Origin of the sequence: Paenarthrobacter sp. CCNWLY172 (assembly GCF_037402035.1) — a bacterium.
Taxonomy (GTDB): Bacteria; Actinomycetota; Actinomycetes; order Actinomycetales; family Micrococcaceae; genus Arthrobacter.
On record NZ_JBBEGB010000005.1, the window covers coordinates 374910 to 397423 of the forward strand.

The window sequence follows — 22514 nt, forward strand, 5'->3', positions numbered from 1 at the left end:
CATGAGCACCCAGACAAGCATCCAGACGTCCGAGAAGCCGCTGGGCCGCGACGAACTCGCCCAGCTGGTGGCCCGCGACATCGCCCCGGGTTCCTTCGTGAACCTGGGCATCGGCCAGCCGACGCTCGTGTCCAACTACCTCACCGAGGAACAAAACGTCACGCTCCACACGGAGAACGGGATGCTCGGCATGGGCCCGGCAGCTGAGGGCGGTGACGTCGATGGTGACTTAATCAATGCCGGCAAGATCCCCGTCACCGAGCTGCCCGGTGCCTCATACTTCCACCACGCCGACTCGTTCGCGATCATGCGCGGCGGGCACCTGGACATCTGTGTCCTCGGCGCCTTCCAGGTCTCCGCCACCGGTGATCTCGCCAACTGGCACACCGGCGCCCCGGACGCCATCCCGGCCGTAGGTGGCGCAATGGACCTTGCCACCGGCGCCAAGGACGTCTTCGTGATGATGACTTTGTTGACGCGCGAGGGCGTGTCCAAGCTCGTGGAGCAGTGCACCTACCCGCTGACCGGCGTCGGCTGCGTCACCCGCGTGTACACAGACAAAGCCGTCTTCCTGACAGGCCCCGACGGCGTCACCGTCCGCGAGACGTTCGGCTGCACTTTCGAAGAAATTCAGGAGCTCGTACCGCTGCCGTTGAAAAAGTCGGCCTAACAAAGGCAGAGCAGGCCCCGCAAATTCGGGCTCCTCGTTGCGAGGCCCGCTGCGCAGGGTTTCCGGGGTGCTAACCCTGCAGAGTAGGCCCCGCAAGTTCGGCCCTCTCGTTGCGGGGCCCGCAACGCACCCTAGGATTGGTAACCATGACCGACTCCGCAGTTACCCCGCAGGCCAGCGACCAGTACGTCCAGTCGTTGGCCCGGGGTCTCGCAGTGATCCGGGCGTTCGATGCGAACAACCCGGTGATGACCCTCAGCGAAGTCGCCGCCCGTACTGACCTGACGCGCGCCACGGCCCGGAGGTTCCTGCACACCCTGGTGGAGCTCGGCTACGTCCGCACCGACGGCAAGACCTTCGCCCTCACGGCCAAGGTGCTGCAGCTTGGCTACTCCTACCTGTCGGCGCTGTCCCTGCCGCAGTTGGCCCAGCCGCACTTGGAGCAACTGAGCCTGAAACTGGGGGAGTCCACGTCCGCCGCGGTCCTGGACGGACCGGACATCTTCTACGTGGCCCGTGTCGCCACCCGCAGGATTATGAATGTCGGCATCACGGTCGGCACCCGCTTCCCCGCTTACGCCACCTCCATGGGCCGCGTCTTGCTCGCCGGCCTGCCGCAGGCCAAGCTGGAGGCTTACCTCACGACGGCGGAACTCACCCCGCTCACGCCGCGAACCGTCGCCAGCGTCCCCGACCTGAGGGCCGCCGTCGAACGCGTCCGTACGCAAGGCTGGTGCCTGCTGGACCAGGAGCTGGAGATCGGGCTGATGTCCATCGCCGCGCCGGTGTGGAACCACAACAATGGCGATAATGTGGCTGCGATCAACGTGTCCCTTCAGGCCCAGGCGGTAGCAGCCCAGCCGGATCCGGAGAAGTACCTCGATGCAGTGCGGCAGGAAGTGGTGGCCACGGCCAACGCCATCTCGCAGGACGTCTCGGCGAAGCACTAGGCCGTCACAACCTACTTCCGGATCGAAGCCAGCCGCGTCTCCAGGATCCGCCGCACCAGCGAGTCCGGGACGGGGTTGTCCGCCGAAAACCGCAGCGTCCCCGGCGACCATGAGTAGCCGCCCAGCTCTTCCGACATCTCAGGCAGGATCTGCCCACTGAACGGATACAGTGCCAGGTGCTTCTTGGTTTCCTGCACGCTCAGGAAGCCCTTGCCATCAACCAGCAGCGCGGGCATCCCGTAGCTGACGCCTTCCTCGGCCTCCGGCGCGAGCTCGCGGGCGATCCCCACAATCCGTTCAAGGATCCCGCGGTTGGCCTCGCTGACGTTCTCCAAGTATTCGGTGACAGTTCCCATAGGGACATGGTTCACCACAGGCGCCCGGTACGGCCAGAGGCTCAGCGCTCGGGAATGACCGCGATGCCCTGGATTTCGATCAGGGCCTCCTTCTGCCACAGCCGTGTGACACCGATGCCAGCCATTGCCGGATACTGCGATCCCGCCATCTCGCGCCAGATGCGTCCGATTTCGCGGCCGTTGGCCATGTAGTCGTCCACGTCCGTGAGGTAAATGGTCACGTTGACCAAATCCTCGGGTTCTCCACCGGCTTCACGCAGCGTGGTGATCACGTTGGAGAAGGCCTGCGTGAACTGCTCCACGATGCCGCCGGGAACAATGTTCATGTTCTTGTCCAGGGCCGTCTGTCCACCCAGGAAAACTGTGTTGCCGGCAAGAATGCCGTGCGCGAAGCCTGATGGCTTGGGCAGCGATTCCGGGTTGATCGTCTGGTGGCTCATGCTGTTCCTCCTCGTTGTGGCAACTGCAAAAACTTTTGGAAAGCCTCTGTGCAGATCATTTCCGCCGTGCTACGTTGAGCATATGTGACGATCGTAAAAAAGTCGACACATCGTAAAACTCGAAGGGAACCTGCAATGAAACTCGCCACCTTGCGCACGGCCAACGGAGGTACGACGGCGGCACTCGCTACGGGCGCCGACTCTTACCTCGCGCTGCCCGCCACAGACGTTGGGGCGCTCCTGGCCCAGCCGGAGTGGCGTTCTGTGGTGGAAGAGGCCGCTGCATCCACGGACCAGACCGTGATAGCAGCGGCTGACGCGGACCTCGCCCCACTACTTCCCCGGGCCGGCAAGGTCATCTGCTGCGGCCTGAACTACGGGGACCATATCCAGGAAATGGGCCGCGACCTTCCGGAGTACCCCACGCTGTTCGCCAAGTACGCGGACACCCTGGTGGGCGCAAACGACGCTGTGGAAGTCCACGGCAGCGGCCGCGTCGACTGGGAAGCCGAGCTCGCCGTCGTCGTCGGTTCTGAACTGTTCCACGCGGACGAAGGCCAAGCCCGTGAGGCCATCGCCGGGTACTCCGTGGCCAACGATGTCTCCATGCGCGACTGGCAGAGCCGGACGCTGCAGTGGTTCCAAGGTAAAGCCTGGGACGGCACCACTCCGGTAGGGCCGGTCATGGTCACTGCGGATGAATCCGGCCCCCATGACGTCGAGGGCTTCAACGTCCGTGGGTACGTCAACGGAGAGCTCGTCCAGCACGGAAACACCAGCACCTTGGTGTTCGGCCCGGCGCAGCTCTTGTCCTACATTTCGCAGTTCACCATCCTGCGTCCTGGCGACCTTGTCCTCACGGGCACGCCCGGGGGAGTGGGCATGGGGATGACCCCGCCCCGCTTCCTCAAGGACGGAGACGTCCTCGCCACCGAGATCGACGGGATCGGCCGGCTGGAAAACACGTTCCGGATCCACGCGCCTGTCGCAGTCCCCGCCTAAGAAACGTCACACCACACCAAAGGAGACAAACCCATGAGCCAGACCACCACCGAATACCGCCTCGAAGGCGACAACTCCATCTATGCCCAGGCTGACGGCAAGGTTGTTCCCGTTGTCACCCGCGCAGGCGCCGAAGACACGAATACCGCCCAGTCCGGTGACTGCATCCGCGTCTCCGGTGTGAGCATCCAGCACACTCCGGCAACCAAGATCTGGTTCGGCCAGGTATCCAACACCCCCGGATACCGCTCACTGCCGCACCACCACGGTGAGGCCGAAACCGGCGGCTACGTACTCCGGGGCCACGGCCGCATCTACTTCGGCGAGGACTACTCGGAATTCATCGACATGAAGGCCGGCGACTGGGTGTTCGTGCCGCCCTTCATGCCCCACGTAGAAGCCAACATGTCCGTCACGGAAGAACTGGTCTGGCTCACCGCGCGTACGCCGGAGAACCTCGTGGTCAACCTCGAAGACGTTGCCGACGAAACCCTCGCCGACTACCGCCGGGCCTAAGTCATGATCACTGGAACCCTAACGTCGGAGACCTTCCTGAAGGCCATCGAGCTCACGCCGGCAACGGCCGAAGTATTCGATGAAGCGTATGAAGCAACCACCCAGTACGTGCCGTGGCCAAAAGCCTACGGTGGAGACATGGTGGCACAGGCAGCGGCCGCAATGATGCGGTCCGTTGATGCTGACAGAACTCTGCATTCGATGCACAGCTACTTCATGCGTCCGGTGGATATCGGTTCCAGTGTCCGGTACGAAGTGGAGCGCCTGAGGGACGGCCGCGGGTACTCCACCCGCACCGTTCGCGGCTTCCAGAACGGCAAGCCCGTGTATGCCGCGATGGGTTCCTTCCAGGTTCCCGAGGACGGGCCGGACTTCCAGCCTGAGGCGCCTGCCGCCGTCGAGCCTGAATCGCTGCGGACGGCAGCGGAAGCGCTGGACGGGACCGAGGGAGCGGCCGCAGACTATTGGTCCACCGGTCGTAGCTTCGATATGCGGCATATTCCCGGCCCGGTATACATCGAGCTTGAAGGCGGTGCGGTGCCTCAGCAAGCCATCTGGGTCAAAGCCTTTGATGCCTTGCCCGACGACGCCGACCTCCACCGCGCGGCCCTCGCCTACGTCTGCGATTACACGATTTTGGAGCCGCTGCTCCGGGTCAACGGACTGAACTGGTCCAGCCCCCGACTCGCCACCGCCAGCCTTGACCACTCCATGTGGTTCCACCGGGACGGGCGTGCGGACGAATGGGTCTTATATGTCCAGGAAGCCATCTCCGGCCAGAGCAACCGGGGCCTTGCCATGGGCCGCTTCTTCGACCTGCAAGGAAGGCTCCTCGCCACCGTGGCCCAGGAGGGCATGATCCGCGCCGGCGCCTAAAGAGTTTTCTTCCTCCCCAACCATCAGCTTCAACGACGCACCACTGAAAGGAACGGCCATGAGCATGTTGCCATCGGCCCACGTGGACACGTTCACCCGCGACCACCTGCCGCCCGCCGATACCTGGCCTGCGCTTGAATTCACCCTCCCCGAACTCCACTACCCGGAACGGCTCAACGCTGCCGCTGTGCTGATCGACGACGCTGTCGACCAGTACGGCGCGGACCGCCCGGCCCTGTGGACCCCCGACGGCTCGGTCTGGACCTACGGTCAGCTCCAGAAGCGATCCAACCAGGTGGCCCAGGTCCTCACCGAGGACCTCGGTGTTGTTCCCGGAAACCGCGTGCTCCTGCGCGGCCCCAACAATCCGTGGATCGTCGCTGCCTGGCTGGGCGTTCTGAAGGCCGGCGGCGTAGTGGTCACCACCATGCCTATGCTGCGCTCCACCGAGGTGGCCACGCTCATCCAACTCACAAAGCCGACGGTCGCCATTTCGGACCACCGGTTTGTGGACGAGCTCGCCATTGCTGCCGGGGACGACCTCACCGTCCTGACGTACGGCGCCGGTAACGGATTCGACGACGACGGCGACCTCGCCTCCCGCTGCGAGCACAAGAGCGGCAAGTTCACGGCAGTGGACACAGCCTCCGACGACGTTGCCTTGCTGGGTCCGACGTCGGGCACCACCGGGGTGCCCAAGGTGACCATGCACTTCCACCGGGACATCCTGGCCAACGCAGATACCTTTGCCCGCTACATCCTGCAGCCCACCGCGGAGGACGTCTTCGCCGGTTCGCCACCCTTGGCCTTCACCTTTGGGCTGGGCGGTTTGGTGGTCTTCCCCCTCCGGTTTGGGGCGTCGTCGCTCTTGACCGAAAAGGCAGGACCTGTGGAACTGGCGGAGCACGCCTCGCAAGCCGGGGCCACCATCTTGTTCACCGCCCCCACTGCGTACCGCGCCATCCTGAAGGAGCAGCGCGGCGACCTCCTCCGTGGCCTGCGCATCGCCGTTTCCGCCGGAGAGCACCTTTCAAAAGAAACGTGGGAGGCCGTGCACCAGGCCACCGGGCTGCGGTTGGTCAACGGGATCGGTGCCACGGAAATGCTGCACGTGTTCATCTCCGCTGCCGGCGACGACATCCGTCCGGGAACCACGGGCCGCGCTGTGCCGGGATACCGGGCCACCATCCTGGACGACGACGGCAACGAACTCGGCCCGGACACCATCGGCCGCCTCGCCGTGATTGGCCCTACCGGCTGCCGCTACCTGGACGACGCCCGCCAAGCGAATTACGTGGTCCGCGGGTGGAACGTCACGGGAGACACGTTCTCCATGGACGCTGACGGCTACTTCACCTACCAGGCCCGCTCGGACAACATGATCGTCTCCTCCGGTTACAACATCGGCGCTCCAGAGGTTGAGACGGCCATCGACCAGCACCCTGACGTCGTGGAAAACGCCGTGATCGGAGTTCCGGACGAGGAGCGCGGGAGCATCGTCTGCGCGTTCATTGTCCTGCGTGAAGGCGTCACCGGCGACGCCGCGAAGCGCAAGGAAATCCAGGACTTCGTAAAGCAAACCATCGCCCCGTACAAGTACCCACGGGACGTCCGCTTCGTCACCGAACTTCCGCGCAATCCCAGCGGTAAGCTCCAGCATTTTAAGCTCCGCGACAAGGTCCTCACCGAGGATGCCACCACGAACGCGAGCCAGACCGAACAACTTACCCCCGCCGGCCAGAGCCAGGCCTGAGAAGGAGCAACATCCATGAAAATCGCAATTGTTGGAGGCGGCCCCGGTGGCCTGTACTTCGCCGCCCTGATGAAGCAGCTGGATCCGTCCCACAACATCACTCTCTGGGAACGCAACGCTGCCAGCGACACCTTTGGCTTCGGCGTCGTCTTTTCCGATGAGACCCTGGGCGGCATCGGCAACGCCGATCCCGTGGTGGCCGAGTACATGAGCCGCCGTTTCGCCCGCTGGTCCGATATCGACATCCACTTCCGTGACCAGATGATCACGGTGGGCGGACAGGGCTTCGCTGCCATGAGCCGCAAGGAATTGCTGGAACTGCTGCAGCGCCGCTGCATCGAACTGAACGTGGACGTGCGCTTCAGCACCTTGGCTCCTGCTGTTGAGGAACTCGAAGCCAACTATGACCTTGTTCTTGCCGCGGACGGCATCAACTCGCAGATTCGCGCCAAGTACGCTGACTCGTTCAAGCCAAACCTGGACCTGCGGACCAACAAGTTCATGTGGCTTGGTACGGACCAGGTATTCGAGGCCTTCAAGTTCTTCGTGAAGGAAACAGAGTGGGGCGTCATGCAGATCCACGGTTACCCCTACTCGGATGAGGGCTCCACGTTCATTGTGGAAATGCACCAGGACGTGTGGCACGCCGCGGGCTTCGACGAGACCGCCAACGAGGTCTTCCCTCCCGGTGTCTCGGATGAGAAGGCCATCGCCAAGATCCGCGAGATCTTTGCCGAGGAACTCAACGGCTACGAGGTCCTGACCAATAACTCCAAGTGGATCAACTTCACCACGGTCCGCAACGAGAACTGGCGCCACAACAACGTAGTGCTGCTGGGCGACGCGGCCCACACTGCCCACTTCTCCATCGGGTCCGGCACCAAGCTGGCCATGGAGGACTCGTTGGCGCTGGCCGCTTGCTTGCATGAGCACCCGGATGTTGAATCCGCACTGGCGGCATACGAAGCCGAACGGCGGCCTGTGGTCGCATCCACCCAGCGTGCCGCGCAGGCATCCCTTGAATGGTTCGAGCGCATCGGGCAGTACAAGGACCAGGACCCCACCCAGTTCGCCTTCAACCTGCTGACCCGCAGCCGCCGCATCACGCAGGAAAACCTGCGCCTGCGTGACCCGGAGTTCGCTGACGCCGTGGACCGCGACTTCGCAGAATCCCAGGGACTCACAGAGGTGGCTCCGGCTATGTTCCAGCCGTTCCGTGTGGGCGGGCTGGAGCTGAAGAACCGCATTGTGGTCTCCCCCATGGACATGTACTCAGCCACGGACGGCATCCCGGGCGACTTCCACAAGGTCCACCTCGGCTCCAAAGCTCTGGGCGGTGCCGGCCTGGTCATGACCGAAATGGTCTGCGTCTCCGCAGCAGGCCGGATCACCCCCGGCTGCAGCGGCTTGTACACGGACGAACAGCGTGACAGCTGGAAGGAAATCGTGGACTTCGTCCACAGCCGTTCCACCGCCAAGATCGGTGCCCAGTTGGGTCATTCAGGCCGCAAGGGTTCCACCAAGCTCATGTGGGAAGGCATCGACCAGCCGCTCGAGTCCGGCAACTGGACCACCGTCGGGCCCTCAGCCCTGCCGTACAGCACGGAGAACCAGACTCCCGTGGAGTTGGATCGCGCCGGCATGGACGCCATCAAGGCGGAGTTCGTCGCTTCCACGGTCCGCGCCGACGAGGCAGGCTTCGACCTCCTCGAAATCCACGCTGCCCACGGCTACCTGCTGTCCTCCTTCCTTTCGCCGGTGTCCAACAAGCGGACCGACGAATACGGCGGCAGCCTGGAGAACCGGCTGCGGTTCCCGCTGGAAGTGTTCGACGCCGTTCGCGCGGCGTGGCCCGCCGGCAAGCCGGTGACGGTGCGCATCTCCGCGACTGACTGGATCGAGGGTGGCAACACTTCCGACGATTCCGTGGCAATCGCCCGCGCCTTCGTGGCACACGGCGCTGCCGGCTTGGACGTCTCCACCGGTCAGGTCGCCAAAGAAGAGAAGCCCGCCTTCGGCCGCAGCTACCAGACACCGTTCGCGGACCGCATCCGTCAGGAAGTGGCCGTACCGGCAGGCGTGGCGGTAATCGCCGTCGGCGCCATCTCCACCTACGACGACGTGAACTCCATCCTCCTCGCAGGCCGCGCGGACCTTATCGCGTTGGGCCGCACGCACCTTTACGATCCCCAGTGGACCCTCCACGCCGCCGCCGAGCAGGAGTACCAAGGGCCCGGCGCTGACTGGATCCCGCAGTTCCGTGCCGGTCGCCGGAAACCACCCAGCTCCCGCACTGACGCCGTTCGTCCGCGTCTGTCCTTGCTGAAGGAAGCGGACATCGAAGAGGCCAATACCCACCTCCGCTGGACCCCCGAGTCCGCCGCCGCATCGGTTTTGGTGAAGTAGCCATGGCCACCGCACCCGTCAACAACTGGAACGTGCCCAAGAAGACCACCGGCCTGGTGTTGTTCTGCTGCTGGCTCGCGATCCTCGCCGAGGGTTACGACGTCGGCGTCCTCGGAGCCATCCTTCCGGCACTTGCCGAGTACAAGGAATGGAACCTCAGCCCGCTGGCCTTGGGCGGCCTGGGCTCATATGCCTTGATTGGCATGCTTATTGGTGCCCTTTTCATCGGTACGCTCAGCGACCTCGTGGGACGCAAGAAGATGCTCCTGGCCTCCATGGCCATCTTCACGCTCACCCAGGCCGGTGCTGCCTGGGCTCCGACACCGGAGCTCTTCGGACTGTTCCGGCTCATCGGTGGTTTAGGCATGGGCGGTGTCATCCCGGTGGCAGCGGCCCTCACCATTGAATACTCGGCGCCTAACAAGCGCTCCTACAACTACGGCCTCATGTACTCCGGCTACTCACTGGGCATCGTCGCAGCTGCGCTGGCCGCCCTGTTCGTCCTCCCCATGGGTGGCTGGCGTGCCGTCGTCGCCATCGGCGCAGCACCAGTGGTGCTGATTCCGATCATCTGGAAGTTCCTCCCCGAGTCATTGGAATTCCTGGAATCCAAGGGCCGCAAGACCGAGGCCAAGGCACTGGCCACCAAGCTGAACATCTCCAACTACACGCCTGTTGTTGCCGTGGCTCCCAAAGCAGGTGTACAGGCGGATCCTTGGTGGAAAACCATCACCACCATGTTCTCGCGAAAGTACCTGCGCTCCACGGTGTTCTTCTGGATCTCGCTCTTCTGCGGCCTGGTCCTCGTCTATGGCCTGAACACCTGGCTGCCAAGCATCATGAAGAAGGCCGGTTATGACCTCGGATCTTCCTTGACCTTCCTCTTGGTCTTCAGCCTTGCTTCCGCGATCGGTGGCCTGCTCCTGGGCCGTGCCGCAGACAAGTACGGCAAGAAGCTCATCCTGGTGGTGTTCTACATTCTGGGCGGCTTGGGCATCATGCTGCTTGTCTTCCCGAACACCATGGTGGTCAACCTGCTGTTCGTCGCCTTCGCCGGTGTCGGTTCCATCTCCACGTCACTGGTGCTCACCGGGTACATCGCCGACTACTACCCGGCCAAGGTCCGTGGCACGGCAACGGGCTGGGCCCTGAGTTTCGCCCGTCTGGGTGCCATCTCCGGGCCGTTGATCGGCGGCTGGATCGCAGGCTCCAAGTTGCCTTTCGAGGCCAACTTTGCGATCTTCGCCGGCATCGCAGTACTGGCAGCCGGTGCTGTGGCGATGATTCCCAAACCACAGCCTGAGGTGCCCGTCGGCGTCGTCGACGTTGATCCCGACGACGCCACCGTCAGCGCCCGCTAGGAGCCAGCATGGAAACGTTTCCGGAGGCGTGCGTCGAGCGGACGGTGGAATGGGTGGACACCGACGCCTCCGGACACCAGCACAACTCGGCCGTCCTGCGCTGGGTTGAGGCTGCGGAGGCCGAGCTCTTCCGTTCGCTGGAGTTGCCGGACTATTTCCCCAGCGCTCCCCGCGTCCAGCAGGTGGTTAATTACAAGGCCAAACTGTGGTTCGGCCAGCGCATCACCGCCACCGTGAAGGTCAGTGCGCTTGGCCGAACCTCGCTGACGCTGGCTTTCGAGGTAACGTCCGACGCCGGTGATGTCGCCGCGTACGGGACGGTCACCACCGCGTATGTCCCCCAAGGCGCGACGTCGGCGCAGCCTTGGCCGGAACATCTGGTCCGCGCCGTCAAGGCGGAACGTGCCGGGCGAATTACCGAATAGCCCCGCCGAAATGGCAGTAGGTGACAAGGCCGGATTCTGGGACTGTCACCTACTGCCGTCCCAGCGAGGGCTGGGGGTTTTCGCGGGGTGGGGTGCGCGGGGCGGGTGGCTAGCGCAGGCCCTTCAGAATGTTCTTGGGCCGCTGCATCTCGCCGTGCTTGGCACCAAGGATGATCACCCAGGCAGCGAATGCAGGAATGGCCCACTGGAGCGCCTTCAGCTGCGTCTGGGCGGCCTTCAACTCGTCAGACGCGCCGGCGCGGGGTTCGGTGGCACCCTCAGCGCCCTCGCCCGAGAGCTCATCCACCTTCTTGCCCACAACACCTGCGTACAAGGTGACGGCAGCTCCCGCCAAAGTCACCACAGTCTTGTAGACAGTGTTTGCGGCCACGTTGTCCTGCTTGGCGATCCGGCCTTTGTTCTCCCAGGCGATGGCCAGATCCGAGGCCAGATGTCCGGCGAACGCTGCTGTCTGAACGGGAGCCCATTTACCCCAGCCTTTGCTTGAGAGGCGGGTGCGCTCGGTGGGATCCTTGGCTTCTGCTGCGGCACCGTTCAGTCCGATGGCCCCCATCAGCGAGCCGCCGAACCATGCCGCGGCGGTGAGGTCGTGAAGGGAACGGGCTACGAGATTTCCTGCCATGATGTGCTTCCTGTCGTTGATACGGAAAGAACCTTGTGAGGCGTGGGGCCTCGAACAGCGTCCATCTATAGTAAGCATGCTTACAAAGATGCGGCCAGTCGCAATGGATTTTTCGTTCCGCGTTCATGTCAGGTTCGCGGACGGTGCGGCGCCGGGCGGTTACGCTTAGCCGGTGGAGCAGCTCTACGCGATTCTCGCGTGCATAATCCTTGGTTGTTTGGCCGTTTTCCAAGTGGCTTTGGTTGCTGGCGCGCCTATTGGACGATTCGCTTGGGGCGGACAGCATGACGTCCTGCCGCGGAAACTGAGGATCGGAAGCATCGTCTCCATCCTGCTGTACGCCCTCTTCGGCTATACGGCTTTGGCGCAGGCCGGCCTCGTGCCGGTGCTGGTCAACCAATCCTTTACCGGGGTTTTCATGTGGGTCCTCACCGGCTACTTCACCTTGGGCGTCGTCATGAATGCGATCTCACGCAGCAAGCCCGAGCGTTTCGTCATGACTCCTGTGGCGCTGGTACTCGCAATCCTCTTCCTTCTTCTTTCGCTGGGCTGATCCGGAACATCGGCGGGGACCATCACCGCACCTATGATGAACTGGACTGGCGCCTGATTGGGGGCGCGGAAATGAGGATCCTTCGATGTTCGCCGTCCCGGCACCCCCGGTGCGCCACCAGCAGTTGCTCGTTACGATCTTCGGCCTCTATGGCCGGAACGCGGGCGATGCTTTGCCGGTTTCTGCGCTGATCTCCATGCTGGGTTCGCTCGGTTATGACGCTCCGGGTGTAAGGTCGTCGGTCTCCAGGCTCAAGGCCAAGGGCGTGCTGAAGAGTGTCCGCGAGGGTGGAATCGCCAAGTACAAGATCTCCGAGTCCATCAGCGATGTGTTCCGTGAGGGTGACCGGCGGATCTTCGCACCGGAACCGCCAGCCCCGGTGGACACGTGGGTCCTTGCTGTTTTCTCAGTGCCGGAATCCATGCGCAACCGCCGTCACCAGCTCCGTTCCGCGCTGCTGGCCCTGGGGTTCGGTTCGGTGGCCAACGGGGTGTGGATCGCGCCGGCCCACAAGCTGGAGCAAGCCCGGGAGCGGCTTACCGCCGGGGGGCTCATTGAGTTCGTGGACCTGTTCCGGAGCGACTACGTTTTTGACGGCCCCATGAGACCCAAGATCTCGGAATGGTGGGACCTCAAGGAGCTCGATGAGCAATTCACCGAGTTCCTTGGGCTGTACGAAGGTGCGGAGCAGCAATGGACGGAGAAGGTAGGCGACGATCCCGAGAGGGCGCTGGCTGATTCCACCGAAGAGCTGCGCCGTGACGCCTTCCGCTATTACATTCCCATGCTCACCATGTGGCGTAAGTTCCCGTACCGCGACCCGAACCTCCCCACCGACTACCTTCCGCCGGAATGGCACGGTCCGGCGGTGCGGAGGACGTTCCAGGCAGTTCATCGTCTGGCGGCACCCTTGGCCGCGGCCCACGCGCACGAGGTCATCGCGGAAGCCCTGGACCCCGCAGCAGCCTGATTAGTCGCTGGTCCGCGGTGCGTCGATGACGCCGAACACTTCGCCCTGCGGCGCCCGGATCACCACCATCCGGCCCAGGGTGGTTTCCGCCACGGGGCCCAGCAGGGTTGCGCCCAACTCGACGGCCCGGGTTGCCGTCCCCGCCACGTAATCGCTGGCGAACCAGGTCATCCAGTGGGTGGGCGCGTTTTCTGGAAGTGCGGTGTCGTGCTGCATCCCGCCCACTTCCCGGCCGTCCGAAGGGCGGCGGAAGGTGGAGTAGACCAGGCCCTCTTCGGTGACATCCTGGTAGCTGACGTCGAAGACCTCCGAGTAGAAGGAGCGGGCCGCGGAATAGTTGCGGGTGTGAAGTTCATTCCAGCACAGGGAGCCGTGCTCATTGACGCGTTCAGCGCCGATGTGGGTGCCGGCCTGCCAGACGCCGAACGCCGCACCGACACTGTCGGTGGCCAGGGCCATGCGGCCGGACTCCATGACATCAAAGGGCGGGGCCAGGAGTTGCCCTCCGGCCGTGCCGATCTTTTTCGCCGTGAGGTCAACATCGTCAGAGGCCAGGAAGGTGGTCCAGGCTGTGGGCATGCCGGGATTTTGTTTGGGGCCCATTCCGGCCACGGCGCGGCCCCTCAGATGAGCCAGGACGTAGTCGCCGGATTCCACGCCACCTGACACGAATTCCCAACCAAAAAGGTCTGCATAGAAAGTCTTCGCGGCATGAAGGTCGTCAACACCCAGGTCCACCCACATGGGGGTTGCGGCGGGCCAGCTCGAAATCTTGGTGGACATGGGACTCCTCGGGTCGGGGCGCTGGGGGCAACTGCTTCCCCAGGTGCCTGATGCGCCAAGCGCCTGAGGAAGCAGCCACCCATAAAGTGCGCCACGGACCCGGTTTATGACACCGTTTCCATCCCCTTTTTCAGGGGAGCAGCCCAGAACAAGGCGGCGGGCCAGCGCCAGCCGCTTGCCCGCCGTCGTGCGTTGTTGGTTTAGACCGTACGGGTCGCCTTGGCGAGGTTGTCCTGGAGCTCGACGGCGGTCTGCCGGATGACGTACGCGGGGCGGTCGCGTTCGACGCGCCAGCTGTCCTCCAGCGGGCCGATGTTGACGGTGTCAAAGCCGAATTCGTCGTACAGCTTGGTGACCAGCTCGGCGGCTTCCGGGAAGTCGCTTGAGGTGGCCAGCGCGCGGCGGTTGGGCGTACCGGCCGGGGTGCCGTCGGTGGTGATGTCCTTGGCGAAGATGTGATTGAAGCCCTTGGCCACTTTGGACGTGGGGAGGTGCTTCTGGAGCAGGCCGGACGTGGTGGCTTCGCCGTTGTCCAGCTCGGGGATGCGGCCGTCGCGTTCCCAGTAGTAGTTATTGGTGTCGATGACGATCTTGCCCTCGAGCGGCTCTGCCGGGATGCTCTGATAGTTCTTGAGGGGCACGGTCACGACGGCGAAATCGCCCGCCGCTGCTGCCTCGGCTGCCGTGGCGGCACGGGCGCGCGGCCCCAGTTCCGCAACGAGTTCGCCGAGTGTTTCGGGTCCCCGTGAATTGCTGATCACGACGTCATAGCCCAATTCCACGGCCTTGCGTGCAACCTGGCTGCCAATGTGTCCTGCACCGATGATTCCGATTGTTGTCATGTCCGTGCCAACAAGAAGTTGCAGGCGCCTAATTCCCGCGTGACGAAATATGTCGATCAGCCCTATACTAAGTAGTCTTACTATGGGGTGGGTTGTTGAGGCAAGGAGGTCGGTATGGCCGGTCATTTGGAACTGGTAGAGACCCCCGACGGAGGATTTCGCATTCTGGTGTTGGACGGCAGCGACGAATTGATGGGGCTTTCAAAACGTTTTTCCTCGCTGGACGAGGCCGTTGAGGGAGTCGCTGCCATGAGGGAAGTGGCCGGGACGGGCCTGTTGCGAACGGGATCCCCCGAGCGGTATGCCGTCCTCCTGCTCGAGGAACCAGTCACCGATCCTGCCCTTGCGGCGCAGGGCATCCAGACCAAACCGAAGGTGGCTGGCAATGACATCTGATTCAGCATCACCAAAGACGCGCGGGGTCCTCTTCGATGTGGACGGCACGCTGATTGATTCCAGCTACTTCCACGCCATGGCGTGGTGGCAGGCGTTCCGGCGTGAAGGCTTGGACATAGAGATGTCCGCCATCCATCGGCGGGTGGGCATGGGAGGCGACCGCCTGATCCAGAGCCTCGTACCTGACTGCACCGAAGACCTGCAGGAAGAACTGAAATCAGCCCACAGCGCAGTGTTCTCAACGTTCTGGCCGACGCTGCGGCCCTTCGACTCCGTCCGCGACCTCCTCTCAGCGTGTTCTGAGTCAGGGCTGGCAGTGGGCTTGGCGTCGTCAGCACAACAGCGGGACCTCGAGGTCAGCAGGCACATCCTCGACGCCGGATCCTCCATCGATGCGTGGACCAGCTCCAACGACGCCAAGGAGAGCAAGCCCGCGCCGGACATCCTGATCGCCTGCCTGGAGAAGCTTGGCGTCAGCCCGGAGGATGCAGTTTTTGTTGGCGACGCAGTCTGGGACGTCATGGCCGGTGCGGCCATTGGTGTTCCCGTGATTGCTTTGACCTGCGGCGGAATCAGTGAGGCGGAGCTGCGTGACGCAGGTGCCGCAGAGGTCTATGACAATCCGCGGCACCTGCTGGAGCACCTGGAAAGCAGCATCATCGGCCGGTTGGCGGCGGGCGCTCCCAAGGCGTAGCCCGTCGCCTAGCGCGGCTCGTCGCTGATCCCCTTGTCCCGCCCGCGCCGATTGCGCGCGGTCCAGATAATCAAGGCGATGATGATGACTGCGGCTACTCCGGCCAGCACCCATGGCGTGGCGTCGGTGCGGGTCTGCTCTTGGGGGCCCGATTCTCCCGTCCCCGGATTGGCGGGCCCACTACCTGCCGGATTCGGCGAGCTGGGAGCCCCGGATGATGGTGCCGGGTTGGTTGGTGTTTGCGTCGAGGGGCCGGAGGGGTTGGTGGAATCCGCTGTGGGTGTCGGTGTCGTGGCGGCTACATTGCCTTGGACCGCGCTGCCTTGGACCGCGCTGCCCTGGACGGCTGGCGCCGCGTTGGCTGCGACCGTTGCAGGGAGCATGGACCCTGCGAAAAGGGCCACGGCCAAGGTAGTGGTGGCTAGTCTTCGAAACATCGATACCTCCAAGGTTTAGGGGCGTGAATCCTCGTACTCGTAAGGATACTGACTAAACCGTGGTGGTGGGTGATTTCGCCGGTGCAGCCACCGGGGGGACGTAACCCGCACCCACCGGCCTCTACCGCGTGAGCTTGGCGGAATCCGGTTCCTGGTCCCCGATGTGGCCCGGGGCGTTGGCTGCGAGGACACGCTGCACGAACGCGCTGTATTCCTCCATGTAATGCCGCAACAAGGCCGCGGTTCCCTCGTCCTTAACTGACCCGTCGTCGTCGTACGCGTCTGCGACGAAGCGGATGTAAGCCTCAGGTGCGTTCAGCTGCGGCGCGTCCAGGAAGCTCAACACGCTGCGCATGGACGACTGCATCACCGCCGTTCCAATGCCGCCTGGCGATGCGCCGATGATTCCCGTGGGCTTCCTGGCGAATGAGTTGGTGCCCCATGGGCGCGAACCCCAGTCGATGGCGTTCTTCAACGCGCCCGGAATGGAGCGGTTGTACTCAGGGGAGATAAACAGGATGCCGTCCGATGCGGCGATGGCATCCTTCAGTTCCCGGCCCGCCGGCGGGAAATCGGCGTCGTAATCCGAGCTGTAAAGAGGCAGGTCCTTGATGGCGATCTCATGGAACTCGAGCTCCGAAGGCGCGACGCTGATGAGCGCCTTGGAGAGGACCCGGTTGATGGAATTGCTCGCCAGGCTTCCGACGAAGTAACCGATTTTGAAAGTGTCCATTGCGGCGTTCCTTTCCAACGGCACGGCCGGAACCGGCTCGTCGACGGTGTGGTGACTGGTTGCCCCAGCTCTTACCGACCCTAATTGACTTATGCACATAGCGCAGCCCCTACTCCCGCCGGGACCTTTGCGGTCATAGACTCATGCCAACTGAGTTCTGGAGAATTCCGGAAAAGGGGTGGCGGGTGAAAGCAGGCATAGCGCGCGAGAGGCTCGACGGTGAGCGACGTGTGGCCGCAACGCCGGAAACGGTGAAGCAGCTGGTGGGGTTGGGGCTGGAGGTTGAGATCGAGTCCGGTGCGGGGCTGGCGTCCGGGCATGGCGACGACGACTACCGGGCGGCGGGCGCCGCTGTGGTGCAGTCGTTGGTTCTCGGATCGCTTGATGTCTATTGCCACGTACGTCCCATGGAACCGTCGACGGCGGGAGCCCTCCGCCGGGGTTCGGTCACCGTCGGGTTGGGGTCGCCGTCCTCGGAGTTGCCTACGGTGCGGGCGCTCGCCGCAGGTGGAATCACGTCCTTTGCCCTCGAGCTGGTTCCCCGTATTTCCCGCGCCCAATCCATGGATGCGCTCACTTCGCAGGCCCTGGTGGCCGGCTACCGCTGCGTCCTCGAGGCGGCCATGCGTTTGCCCCGGTTCTTCCCGCTGTACATGACGGCGGCCGGGACCATCCCGCCCGCCAAGGTGCTGGTGTTGGGTGCAGGTGTTGCAGGACTGCAGGCGATCGGCACAGCCAAGCGGCTCGGGGCCAGGGTTTCCGCCAACGACATCCGCCCGGCTTCGGCGGACGAAGTAGCGTCCATGGGCGGCACGTTCATCAAACTGGACCTGGAAACCGCCGAGGCATCCGGTGGATACGCCCGCGAACTCAGCGCAGACCGCGGCGCGTTGCAGCGGGCACTCCTGGCACCGCACGTTGCCCAAGCCGATGTATTGATTACCACCGCCGCTGTTCCCGGCAGAAGGGCGCCGCTCCTGGTGAGCCGCGAGATGGTGCAGGGTATGCGCCCCGGCTCCGTGGTCGTGGACCTGGCGGCCGAGTCCGGCGGGAATGTTGAGGGAAGCATCCCAGGGCAGGACATCCCCGTGCCCACCGCTGACGGCCAAGGGCTCGTGACACTGGTGGGAATCAAGGACCCAGCCTCCGCGATGCCCGCAGACGCTTCCCGCCTCTACGCCAAGAACGTGGCCAATCTGCTGGCGCTCATGACCAAAGACGGGACGGTCTCCCCGGACTTCGACGACGAAGTAGTAGCGGGCACCTGCCTCACCCACCTCGGCGAAGTCAGGCACGCACCCACCGCGGAGGCACTCAGGGCGCTCGCAGGCGAAACAGCACCCGTTGGCACAACCCGTCCCGGAACTGAAGGAGTGCGCTGATGGATGGCATGAGCCTGCTGACGATCACCGTGCTGGCCGTGTTCGTGGGCTTCGAGGTTGTTTCCAAGGTTTCCAGCACCCTGCACACGCCACTCATGTCGGGCGCGAACGCCATCCACGGCATCATCCTGGTGGGAGCCATCATCGTTGCCGGACAGGCTGCTGACCCATGGGTGCTGGCAGTAGCCTTGTTGGCTGTCGTCCTTGCCACGGCCAACCTAGTGGGCGGATTCGTGGTGACCGACCGCATGCTGGAGATGTTCCGCGGAAGGCAACGGCCGCCGTCGAAAGTTGAGCCGGCTGGTCCGGGCTCCGCCGAAGCCGTGACGAAGGAGCGCCAACAGTGACGCTGCTTAATCCCACGTGGACGGCGCTCCTCTATCTGGCTGCGGCGGCGTGCTTCATCCTCGCGCTGAAGGGGCTGAACTCACCGAAAACGGCCCGTCGCGGCAACCTGATTGGCGCCTTGGGCGCCCTGCTGGCCGTGGTCACGGTTTTTGTCTCCGTGAAGTTGGACAACGTTCCCTGGATCCTCGGTGCCATTGCCGTGGGTTCAGGTGTGGCGGCGCCGGTGGCCCGCCGCGTGCAGATGACGCAAATGCCACAGCTCGTGGCCCTCTTCAACGGTGTTGGTGGTGGTGCTGCTGCGCTTGTTGCCATGCTGGAACTCTCCCACTCAGACGATCCCTGGGTTCGCCTGGCCATCGTCTTTACGCTGCTGGTCGGTGCGGTGTCCTTCGCCGGTTCCGGTGTCACGTTCGCCAAGCTCCAAGGGCTCATGACCACCCGCCCCGTCACATTCCCGGGCCTGCCCGCACTGATGGCAGTGGTTCTACTGGCTGCGGTGGGTGCCGGTGTAGTGGTGATCCTGAACGGCTCGCTCGCGCTGGCGCTGGTGCTGTTGGTCCTGGGTCTTATGACCGGCATCCTCTTGGTTCTTCCGGTGGGTGGCGCGGATGTTCCGATCGTCATCTCGCTCCTGAATGCCTTCACCGGCTTGGCTGTCGCGGCATCGGGGCTGGTGCTGGGCAATGTTCTTTTGCTGGTCGCCGGAACGTTGGTGGGAGCCTCGGGCACCATCCTGACCCGGGCCATGGCGGCGGCGATGGGCCGGAGTGTCGCCGGCATCATGTTTGGCGCCTTCAAAGGTGGCTCGACGGCAGGATCCACTGCTGTGAGCGAGCGGCCAGTGCGGTCCTCCAGCGCAGAGGACGTTGCAGTGCTGCTCGGCTATGCCCAGCGGGTCATCATTGTGCCGGGATACGGGCTTGCGGTCGCACAAGGACAGCACACCGCGGCCGAGCTCGCCCTGGCGTTGGAAGCCCGCGGAATCGACGTGGATTTCGCCATCCATCCCGTGGCAGGACGTATGCCCGGACACATGAACGTGCTGCTGGCTGAGGCCAACGTGCCCTACGAATCGTTGAAGGAAATGGGCGATATCAACTCCGAATTCAAGACCGCCGATGTTGCTTTGGTGGTGGGCGCCAACGACGTCGTCAACCCTGCCGCGAAGACCACCTCCGGCTCACCGATCTACGGAATGCCCATCCTTGAAGTTGCCGACGCCCGGCAGGTGGTATTCCTCAAACGTTCCATGCGTCCGGGATTTGCCGGTATCGAAAACGAACTCCTCTACGAACCCCAAACCACCTTGTTGTTCGGAGATGCCAAGGATTCACTGACCAAGGTCCTGGGCGCGGTGAAGGGACTCTAGGAAAAACCCGCGAACCGCGTCATGTACTGGCCCGTGGCGGCACAAGTCTTTACAGACAGTTTGTCAAGCACCGCTAGGAGTCATTGACGTGAAGGACAGCAACAAAAAATCGTCGACCGGGACGCCTTTCAGCCACATCGAAGGCAGGGCCGTGACCAATTGGCGGGTCCTCGTGGGCCAGACGGTGGAGGTCTGGCGGTACAACGAGGTAGTGGACCAAGGCTGCGTGGAGTCCGTCACCTATGACGGCAAAGTCCTCTGGCTTGCCCAAAGCGGGCCCATAGAGCGGAGGTTGGTGGAGAAAGAGCGGGGAACCGGTCTCAGGATCCGGCTGGTGGACTGACCGCTATGGCTGGGCGCGGTAGCTGAGCCTGAGCGCCGGGGCTGCCATTCCGGCCCTCCGACCCAACGGCCTTTCCACCCGTCCGCCGGCGTCCTATGCTGGGCTGCACGAGCTTCCGGATTCAGCCCAAGCCACCAACCCCAGCGAGGTGCGCCATGACAGTGAAACTCAACAAAAAGGCCTTTGACCATGCGAAGCGCCTGGTCACGGACGGCAAGGTGGTCAAGGACACCCGAGACGACTGGAGTGAGCACGCGCCCTCCACCAAGGACGAAAACGCCTTCCTGGACAAGCACGGGCACGCCGAATACTCCAAGTGGTTCCTCGGGGTGGACGACGACCACCCGGATGACCAAAAGGGCCACTACAAGTTCCCCATCGGTGATTTCAGGAAGATCCACCGCTGTGGTGTGATCGCCGCCGAGAGCAGGGCCGGCCAGTACGACTACGACGACATCCGGGGTGCCCTGGGGAAGCTCCTCGAGAAGATCGACCAGGACTGAACGCTGTGGGGTTCAGCAGCGCGCTCTCTCCGGGGCCGCCGGGCTGTGCGCCAGGATCTCCGCGAGCTCAGCCAGCCTATGCGCCCGCGCGGACTCGGCCGGCGTGAACGGTTCGCCGGGTCGGGAAAAGACCAGCGGGCCATTCCAGGCCGTGGGGATCTTGAGGACGTCCGGTGAAGGCCCGACGCCGGCGCTCGTCTCGGGCGCCGGATGCTCCGGATCGCTCGGGACGACTTTGGCGGAAAGCAGCTCGGCCACTGCGTGCGGAAGTTCCTTCGGGTTTCCGGCAATCCGGGTCGCCAGGGTCAGTGCTTTGGTCTGGCCATCTGCCATGGCCAAAGCGGTGGTGGGCCAAACAAGGGACCTACACCCGCCGCCGTCGGCCAGGGCTTTCAACAGTTCCTGCTCGGTGACGTCCCCCGGGGCGGAGAGAACAAACTCGTCCATGACAGTTCCGATGTGTCCCGGGGCGAGGGACCCGGCTCTCATCACCGGGTGGACGTGAAGGCTGAGGATGTTCGTGCCCAACTTGGCCAAGGACTGTGTGACCGTCTGCAGTGAACCTGGCTGGTCCAGTAGCACTGTCCGGGCCCGCCACAAGGCCGGTGCCAGATGTAGTCTGTGCCGTTGGCGGAGGGCCGGCGCGTGCAGCCAGCCCCGGAGGACCTTGGCAGCTGAAGGTTCGGCCACCCAGATCACCAAAACGGTGGCGGTCACTGCAAGCAGCAGGACCTTGGCCACGTAGGGGAGGGTGGTTCCCACCACGGCCGCATGAACCAACAGTTCGATAGGAAGCATCACCGCGATGTTGGCGAGGGTGAGCCGGGCCTTGGGAGGTTCAGGCAATTGTCCGCAGACATCACACAGAAGATCCGCGGTGACGGAAGTGCTCGGGTTGGGCTTCATGTTCCCATGCTGCCCTCCCCCCGTTTCGCGCCGGTTGCCAGCGCGTCACGTTCTGTGGACGGGCCGGTGAACGTGCAAGAACCCGGCGCCCTCGCGGAGAGAACACCGGGTTCGGTGAAGCAACTGGGAACTGATGCCCGCAGGGAGCCGGCGATCCTAGCGGGTTCGGTCGGAATCGAGTTCGGAGTCCAGGTCCGATCCAAGGCCAGAGGTCCGGGCAGTGCTGCGGGCGGCAGCAGCGTCCTTCAGGAGGTCGCGGATTTCGGCCAGAAGGGCAGTATCTGCCGGAAGCGGCTCTTCCTCGGGCTCCTCGGTGGAGAGGCGGTCCTTGACCAGGGAATTGATCTTGTTCATGGGTGCCACAAAGATGAAGTAGACCACGGCAGCGGTGATCACAAAGGTCACGAGAGCCGTCAGCACGGCACCGATGTTGATGAAGGTGGCGGGGTTGTCCTGCCAGATCCTGAAGCCGAGACCATCAGCGTTCACTCCGCCTGCGGCGGCGATCACGGGGTTAATAATGTTGGTGGTGAAGGCCGCAACGAGGGCTGTGAACGCACTGCCGATGACTACGGCAATGGCCAACTCGATCACGTTGCCGCGAAGTATGAAGTCCTTGAAACCCTTGAACATGGATGATCCTCCGAATAGGTGCAGTGTCTGCCTCCAGCAGAGATCAAAATACCACTCCGGGGTTTCCAGCCGGTGTAAGCGGGGATGTGAGAGAGCGTTGGTGGGAAGGGCTCGGGATGTGAGAGAGCGTTGCTTTCTCCCACATCCCGGCACACCCATGACTCCCTGTCAGGCGAGCAGGGACCTGGTGTGGTCGTTGAGGAACATTCCGCGGGGGTCGAACG

Annotated in this window: 27 protein-coding genes; 18 read left to right on the forward strand and 9 right to left on the reverse strand. The window is 63.6% G+C overall.

What is annotated here, in order from left to right; translation table 11 throughout:
- The first annotated feature begins 1 nt into the window (after nt 1).
- Together WBN73_RS10440 and WBN73_RS10445 are read left to right on the forward strand one after the other, a co-directional pair.
- Nucleotides 2-670: a 3-oxoacid CoA-transferase subunit B gene (locus WBN73_RS10440; RefSeq protein WP_337340053.1), complete on the forward strand. Its 669-nt coding sequence runs from the start codon at nt 2-4 to the stop codon at nt 668-670.
- Nucleotides 671-816: 146 nt separating this feature from the next.
- Complete coding sequence (locus WBN73_RS10445) at nt 817-1620, forward strand: IclR family transcriptional regulator domain-containing protein (protein WP_207595466.1); 804 nt, start codon at nt 817-819, stop codon at nt 1618-1620.
- 11 nt (nt 1621-1631) lie between these two features.
- Here WBN73_RS10445 and WBN73_RS10450 read toward each other — a convergent pair whose 3' ends face one another.
- Nucleotides 1632-1976, reverse strand: coding sequence for an iron chaperone (locus tag WBN73_RS10450; RefSeq protein ID WP_280624783.1), 345 nt, complete (start codon nt 1974-1976; stop codon nt 1632-1634).
- A 41-nt stretch (nt 1977-2017) separates the two neighbouring features.
- On the reverse strand, nt 2018-2416 hold the full coding sequence (locus WBN73_RS10455; protein ID WP_091463971.1) for a RidA family protein: 399 nt from the start codon (nt 2414-2416) through the stop codon (nt 2018-2020).
- 135 nt (nt 2417-2551) lie between these two features.
- On the opposite strand from WBN73_RS10455, the gene WBN73_RS10460 reads away from it, so the two are divergent.
- The 7 genes from WBN73_RS10460 to WBN73_RS10490 are packed head-to-tail and all read left to right on the forward strand — an operon-like array spanning nt 2552 to nt 10755.
- On the forward strand, nt 2552-3418 hold the full coding sequence (locus WBN73_RS10460; protein ID WP_337340052.1) for a fumarylacetoacetate hydrolase family protein: 867 nt from the start codon (nt 2552-2554) through the stop codon (nt 3416-3418).
- 33 nt (nt 3419-3451) lie between these two features.
- The gene (locus tag WBN73_RS10465) at nt 3452-3934 is read left to right on the forward strand and encodes a cupin domain-containing protein (RefSeq protein WP_207595462.1); all 483 of its coding nucleotides are present in this window, start codon (nt 3452-3454) and stop codon (nt 3932-3934) included.
- A gap of 3 nt (nt 3935-3937) precedes the next feature.
- On the forward strand, nt 3938-4810 hold the full coding sequence (locus tag WBN73_RS10470) for an acyl-CoA thioesterase (protein WP_337340051.1): 873 nt from the start codon (nt 3938-3940) through the stop codon (nt 4808-4810).
- Between the two features lie 58 nt (nt 4811-4868).
- Nucleotides 4869-6563: an AMP-binding protein gene (locus tag WBN73_RS10475; protein WP_337340050.1), complete on the forward strand. Its 1695-nt coding sequence runs from the start codon at nt 4869-4871 to the stop codon at nt 6561-6563.
- Between the two features lie 15 nt (nt 6564-6578).
- The gene (locus tag WBN73_RS10480; RefSeq protein ID WP_337340049.1) at nt 6579-8969 is read left to right on the forward strand and encodes a bifunctional salicylyl-CoA 5-hydroxylase/oxidoreductase; all 2391 of its coding nucleotides are present in this window, start codon (nt 6579-6581) and stop codon (nt 8967-8969) included.
- A 2-nt stretch (nt 8970-8971) separates the two neighbouring features.
- The gene (locus WBN73_RS10485; protein ID WP_207595458.1) at nt 8972-10330 is read left to right on the forward strand and encodes an MFS transporter; all 1359 of its coding nucleotides are present in this window, start codon (nt 8972-8974) and stop codon (nt 10328-10330) included.
- Nucleotides 10331-10338: 8 nt separating this feature from the next.
- Nucleotides 10339-10755: an acyl-CoA thioesterase gene (locus tag WBN73_RS10490; RefSeq protein WP_337340048.1), complete on the forward strand. Its 417-nt coding sequence runs from the start codon at nt 10339-10341 to the stop codon at nt 10753-10755.
- Nucleotides 10756-10864: 109 nt separating this feature from the next.
- Here WBN73_RS10490 and WBN73_RS10495 read toward each other — a convergent pair whose 3' ends face one another.
- Complete coding sequence (locus WBN73_RS10495) at nt 10865-11398, reverse strand: hypothetical protein (RefSeq protein ID WP_089596882.1); 534 nt, start codon at nt 11396-11398, stop codon at nt 10865-10867.
- A gap of 172 nt (nt 11399-11570) precedes the next feature.
- On the opposite strand from WBN73_RS10495, the gene WBN73_RS10500 reads away from it, so the two are divergent.
- Together WBN73_RS10500 and WBN73_RS10505 are read left to right on the forward strand one after the other, a co-directional pair.
- Nucleotides 11571-11951 (forward strand): hypothetical protein, encoded by a 381-nt coding sequence (locus WBN73_RS10500; protein ID WP_280624766.1) that lies wholly within the window; start codon nt 11571-11573, stop codon nt 11949-11951.
- Nucleotides 11952-12036: 85 nt separating this feature from the next.
- A complete protein-coding gene (locus tag WBN73_RS10505; RefSeq protein ID WP_207595455.1) occupies nt 12037-12921 on the forward strand; it encodes a PaaX family transcriptional regulator in 885 nt (294 codons plus the stop codon).
- On the opposite strand, the gene WBN73_RS10510 is transcribed toward WBN73_RS10505, so the two are convergent.
- Complete coding sequence (locus WBN73_RS10510; protein ID WP_337340047.1) at nt 12922-13704, reverse strand: VOC family protein; 783 nt, start codon at nt 13702-13704, stop codon at nt 12922-12924. It lies immediately after the preceding gene.
- Between the two features lie 200 nt (nt 13705-13904).
- Nucleotides 13905-14546 (reverse strand): NADPH-dependent F420 reductase, encoded by a 642-nt coding sequence (locus WBN73_RS10515; protein ID WP_207595453.1) that lies wholly within the window; start codon nt 14544-14546, stop codon nt 13905-13907.
- Between the two features lie 114 nt (nt 14547-14660).
- On the opposite strand from WBN73_RS10515, the gene WBN73_RS10520 reads away from it, so the two are divergent.
- Both WBN73_RS10520 and WBN73_RS10525 read left to right on the forward strand, forming a co-directional pair.
- Nucleotides 14661-14942: a hypothetical protein gene (locus WBN73_RS10520; protein ID WP_242703443.1), complete on the forward strand. Its 282-nt coding sequence runs from the start codon at nt 14661-14663 to the stop codon at nt 14940-14942.
- Entirely contained in the window at nt 14932-15636 is a 705-nt protein-coding gene (locus WBN73_RS10525; RefSeq protein WP_207595452.1) for an HAD family hydrolase, read from the forward strand. Before WBN73_RS10520 ends, WBN73_RS10525 begins: the two co-directional genes overlap by 11 nt.
- Before the next feature lie 8 nt (nt 15637-15644).
- Here the strand turns inward: WBN73_RS10525 and WBN73_RS10530 are convergent, their stop codons facing one another.
- Together WBN73_RS10530 and WBN73_RS10535 are read right to left on the reverse strand one after the other, a co-directional pair.
- Entirely contained in the window at nt 15645-16073 is a 429-nt protein-coding gene (locus tag WBN73_RS10530) for a hypothetical protein (RefSeq protein WP_207595451.1), read from the reverse strand.
- Nucleotides 16074-16194: 121 nt separating this feature from the next.
- Nucleotides 16195-16806, reverse strand: coding sequence for an NADPH-dependent FMN reductase (locus WBN73_RS10535; RefSeq protein WP_207595450.1), 612 nt, complete (start codon nt 16804-16806; stop codon nt 16195-16197).
- A gap of 185 nt (nt 16807-16991) precedes the next feature.
- Between WBN73_RS10535 and WBN73_RS10540 the strand changes: the two genes are divergently transcribed.
- The 5 genes from WBN73_RS10540 to WBN73_RS10560 all read left to right on the forward strand — a co-directional run bounded on the left by WBN73_RS10540 (nt 16992) and on the right by WBN73_RS10560 (nt 20751).
- Nucleotides 16992-18188 (forward strand): Re/Si-specific NAD(P)(+) transhydrogenase subunit alpha, encoded by a 1197-nt coding sequence (locus tag WBN73_RS10540; protein WP_337340046.1) that lies wholly within the window; start codon nt 16992-16994, stop codon nt 18186-18188.
- Entirely contained in the window at nt 18188-18535 is a 348-nt protein-coding gene (locus tag WBN73_RS10545; protein WP_207595448.1) for an NAD(P) transhydrogenase subunit alpha, read from the forward strand. Before WBN73_RS10540 ends, WBN73_RS10545 begins: the two co-directional genes overlap by 1 nt.
- Nucleotides 18532-19905 carry an NAD(P)(+) transhydrogenase (Re/Si-specific) subunit beta gene (locus tag WBN73_RS10550; protein ID WP_337340045.1) on the forward strand — a complete coding sequence of 458 codons (1374 nt, stop codon included), beginning with the start codon at nt 18532-18534 and terminating at the stop codon, nt 19903-19905. The genes WBN73_RS10545 and WBN73_RS10550 overlap by 4 nt, the downstream gene beginning before the upstream one ends.
- 88 nt (nt 19906-19993) lie before the next feature.
- A complete protein-coding gene (locus WBN73_RS10555; RefSeq protein WP_280624750.1) occupies nt 19994-20248 on the forward strand; it encodes a hypothetical protein in 255 nt (84 codons plus the stop codon).
- 155 nt (nt 20249-20403) lie between these two features.
- Complete coding sequence (locus WBN73_RS10560; RefSeq protein WP_337340044.1) at nt 20404-20751, forward strand: hypothetical protein; 348 nt, start codon at nt 20404-20406, stop codon at nt 20749-20751.
- A 12-nt stretch (nt 20752-20763) separates the two neighbouring features.
- On the opposite strand, the gene WBN73_RS10565 is transcribed toward WBN73_RS10560, so the two are convergent.
- A complete protein-coding gene (locus WBN73_RS10565) occupies nt 20764-21657 on the reverse strand; it encodes an amino acid-binding protein (RefSeq protein ID WP_337340043.1) in 894 nt (297 codons plus the stop codon).
- 156 nt (nt 21658-21813) lie between these two features.
- Nucleotides 21814-22290, reverse strand: coding sequence for a large conductance mechanosensitive channel protein MscL (gene mscL, locus WBN73_RS10570; protein ID WP_207595443.1), 477 nt, complete (start codon nt 22288-22290; stop codon nt 21814-21816).
- Nucleotides 22291-22514: the final 224 nt, after the last annotated feature.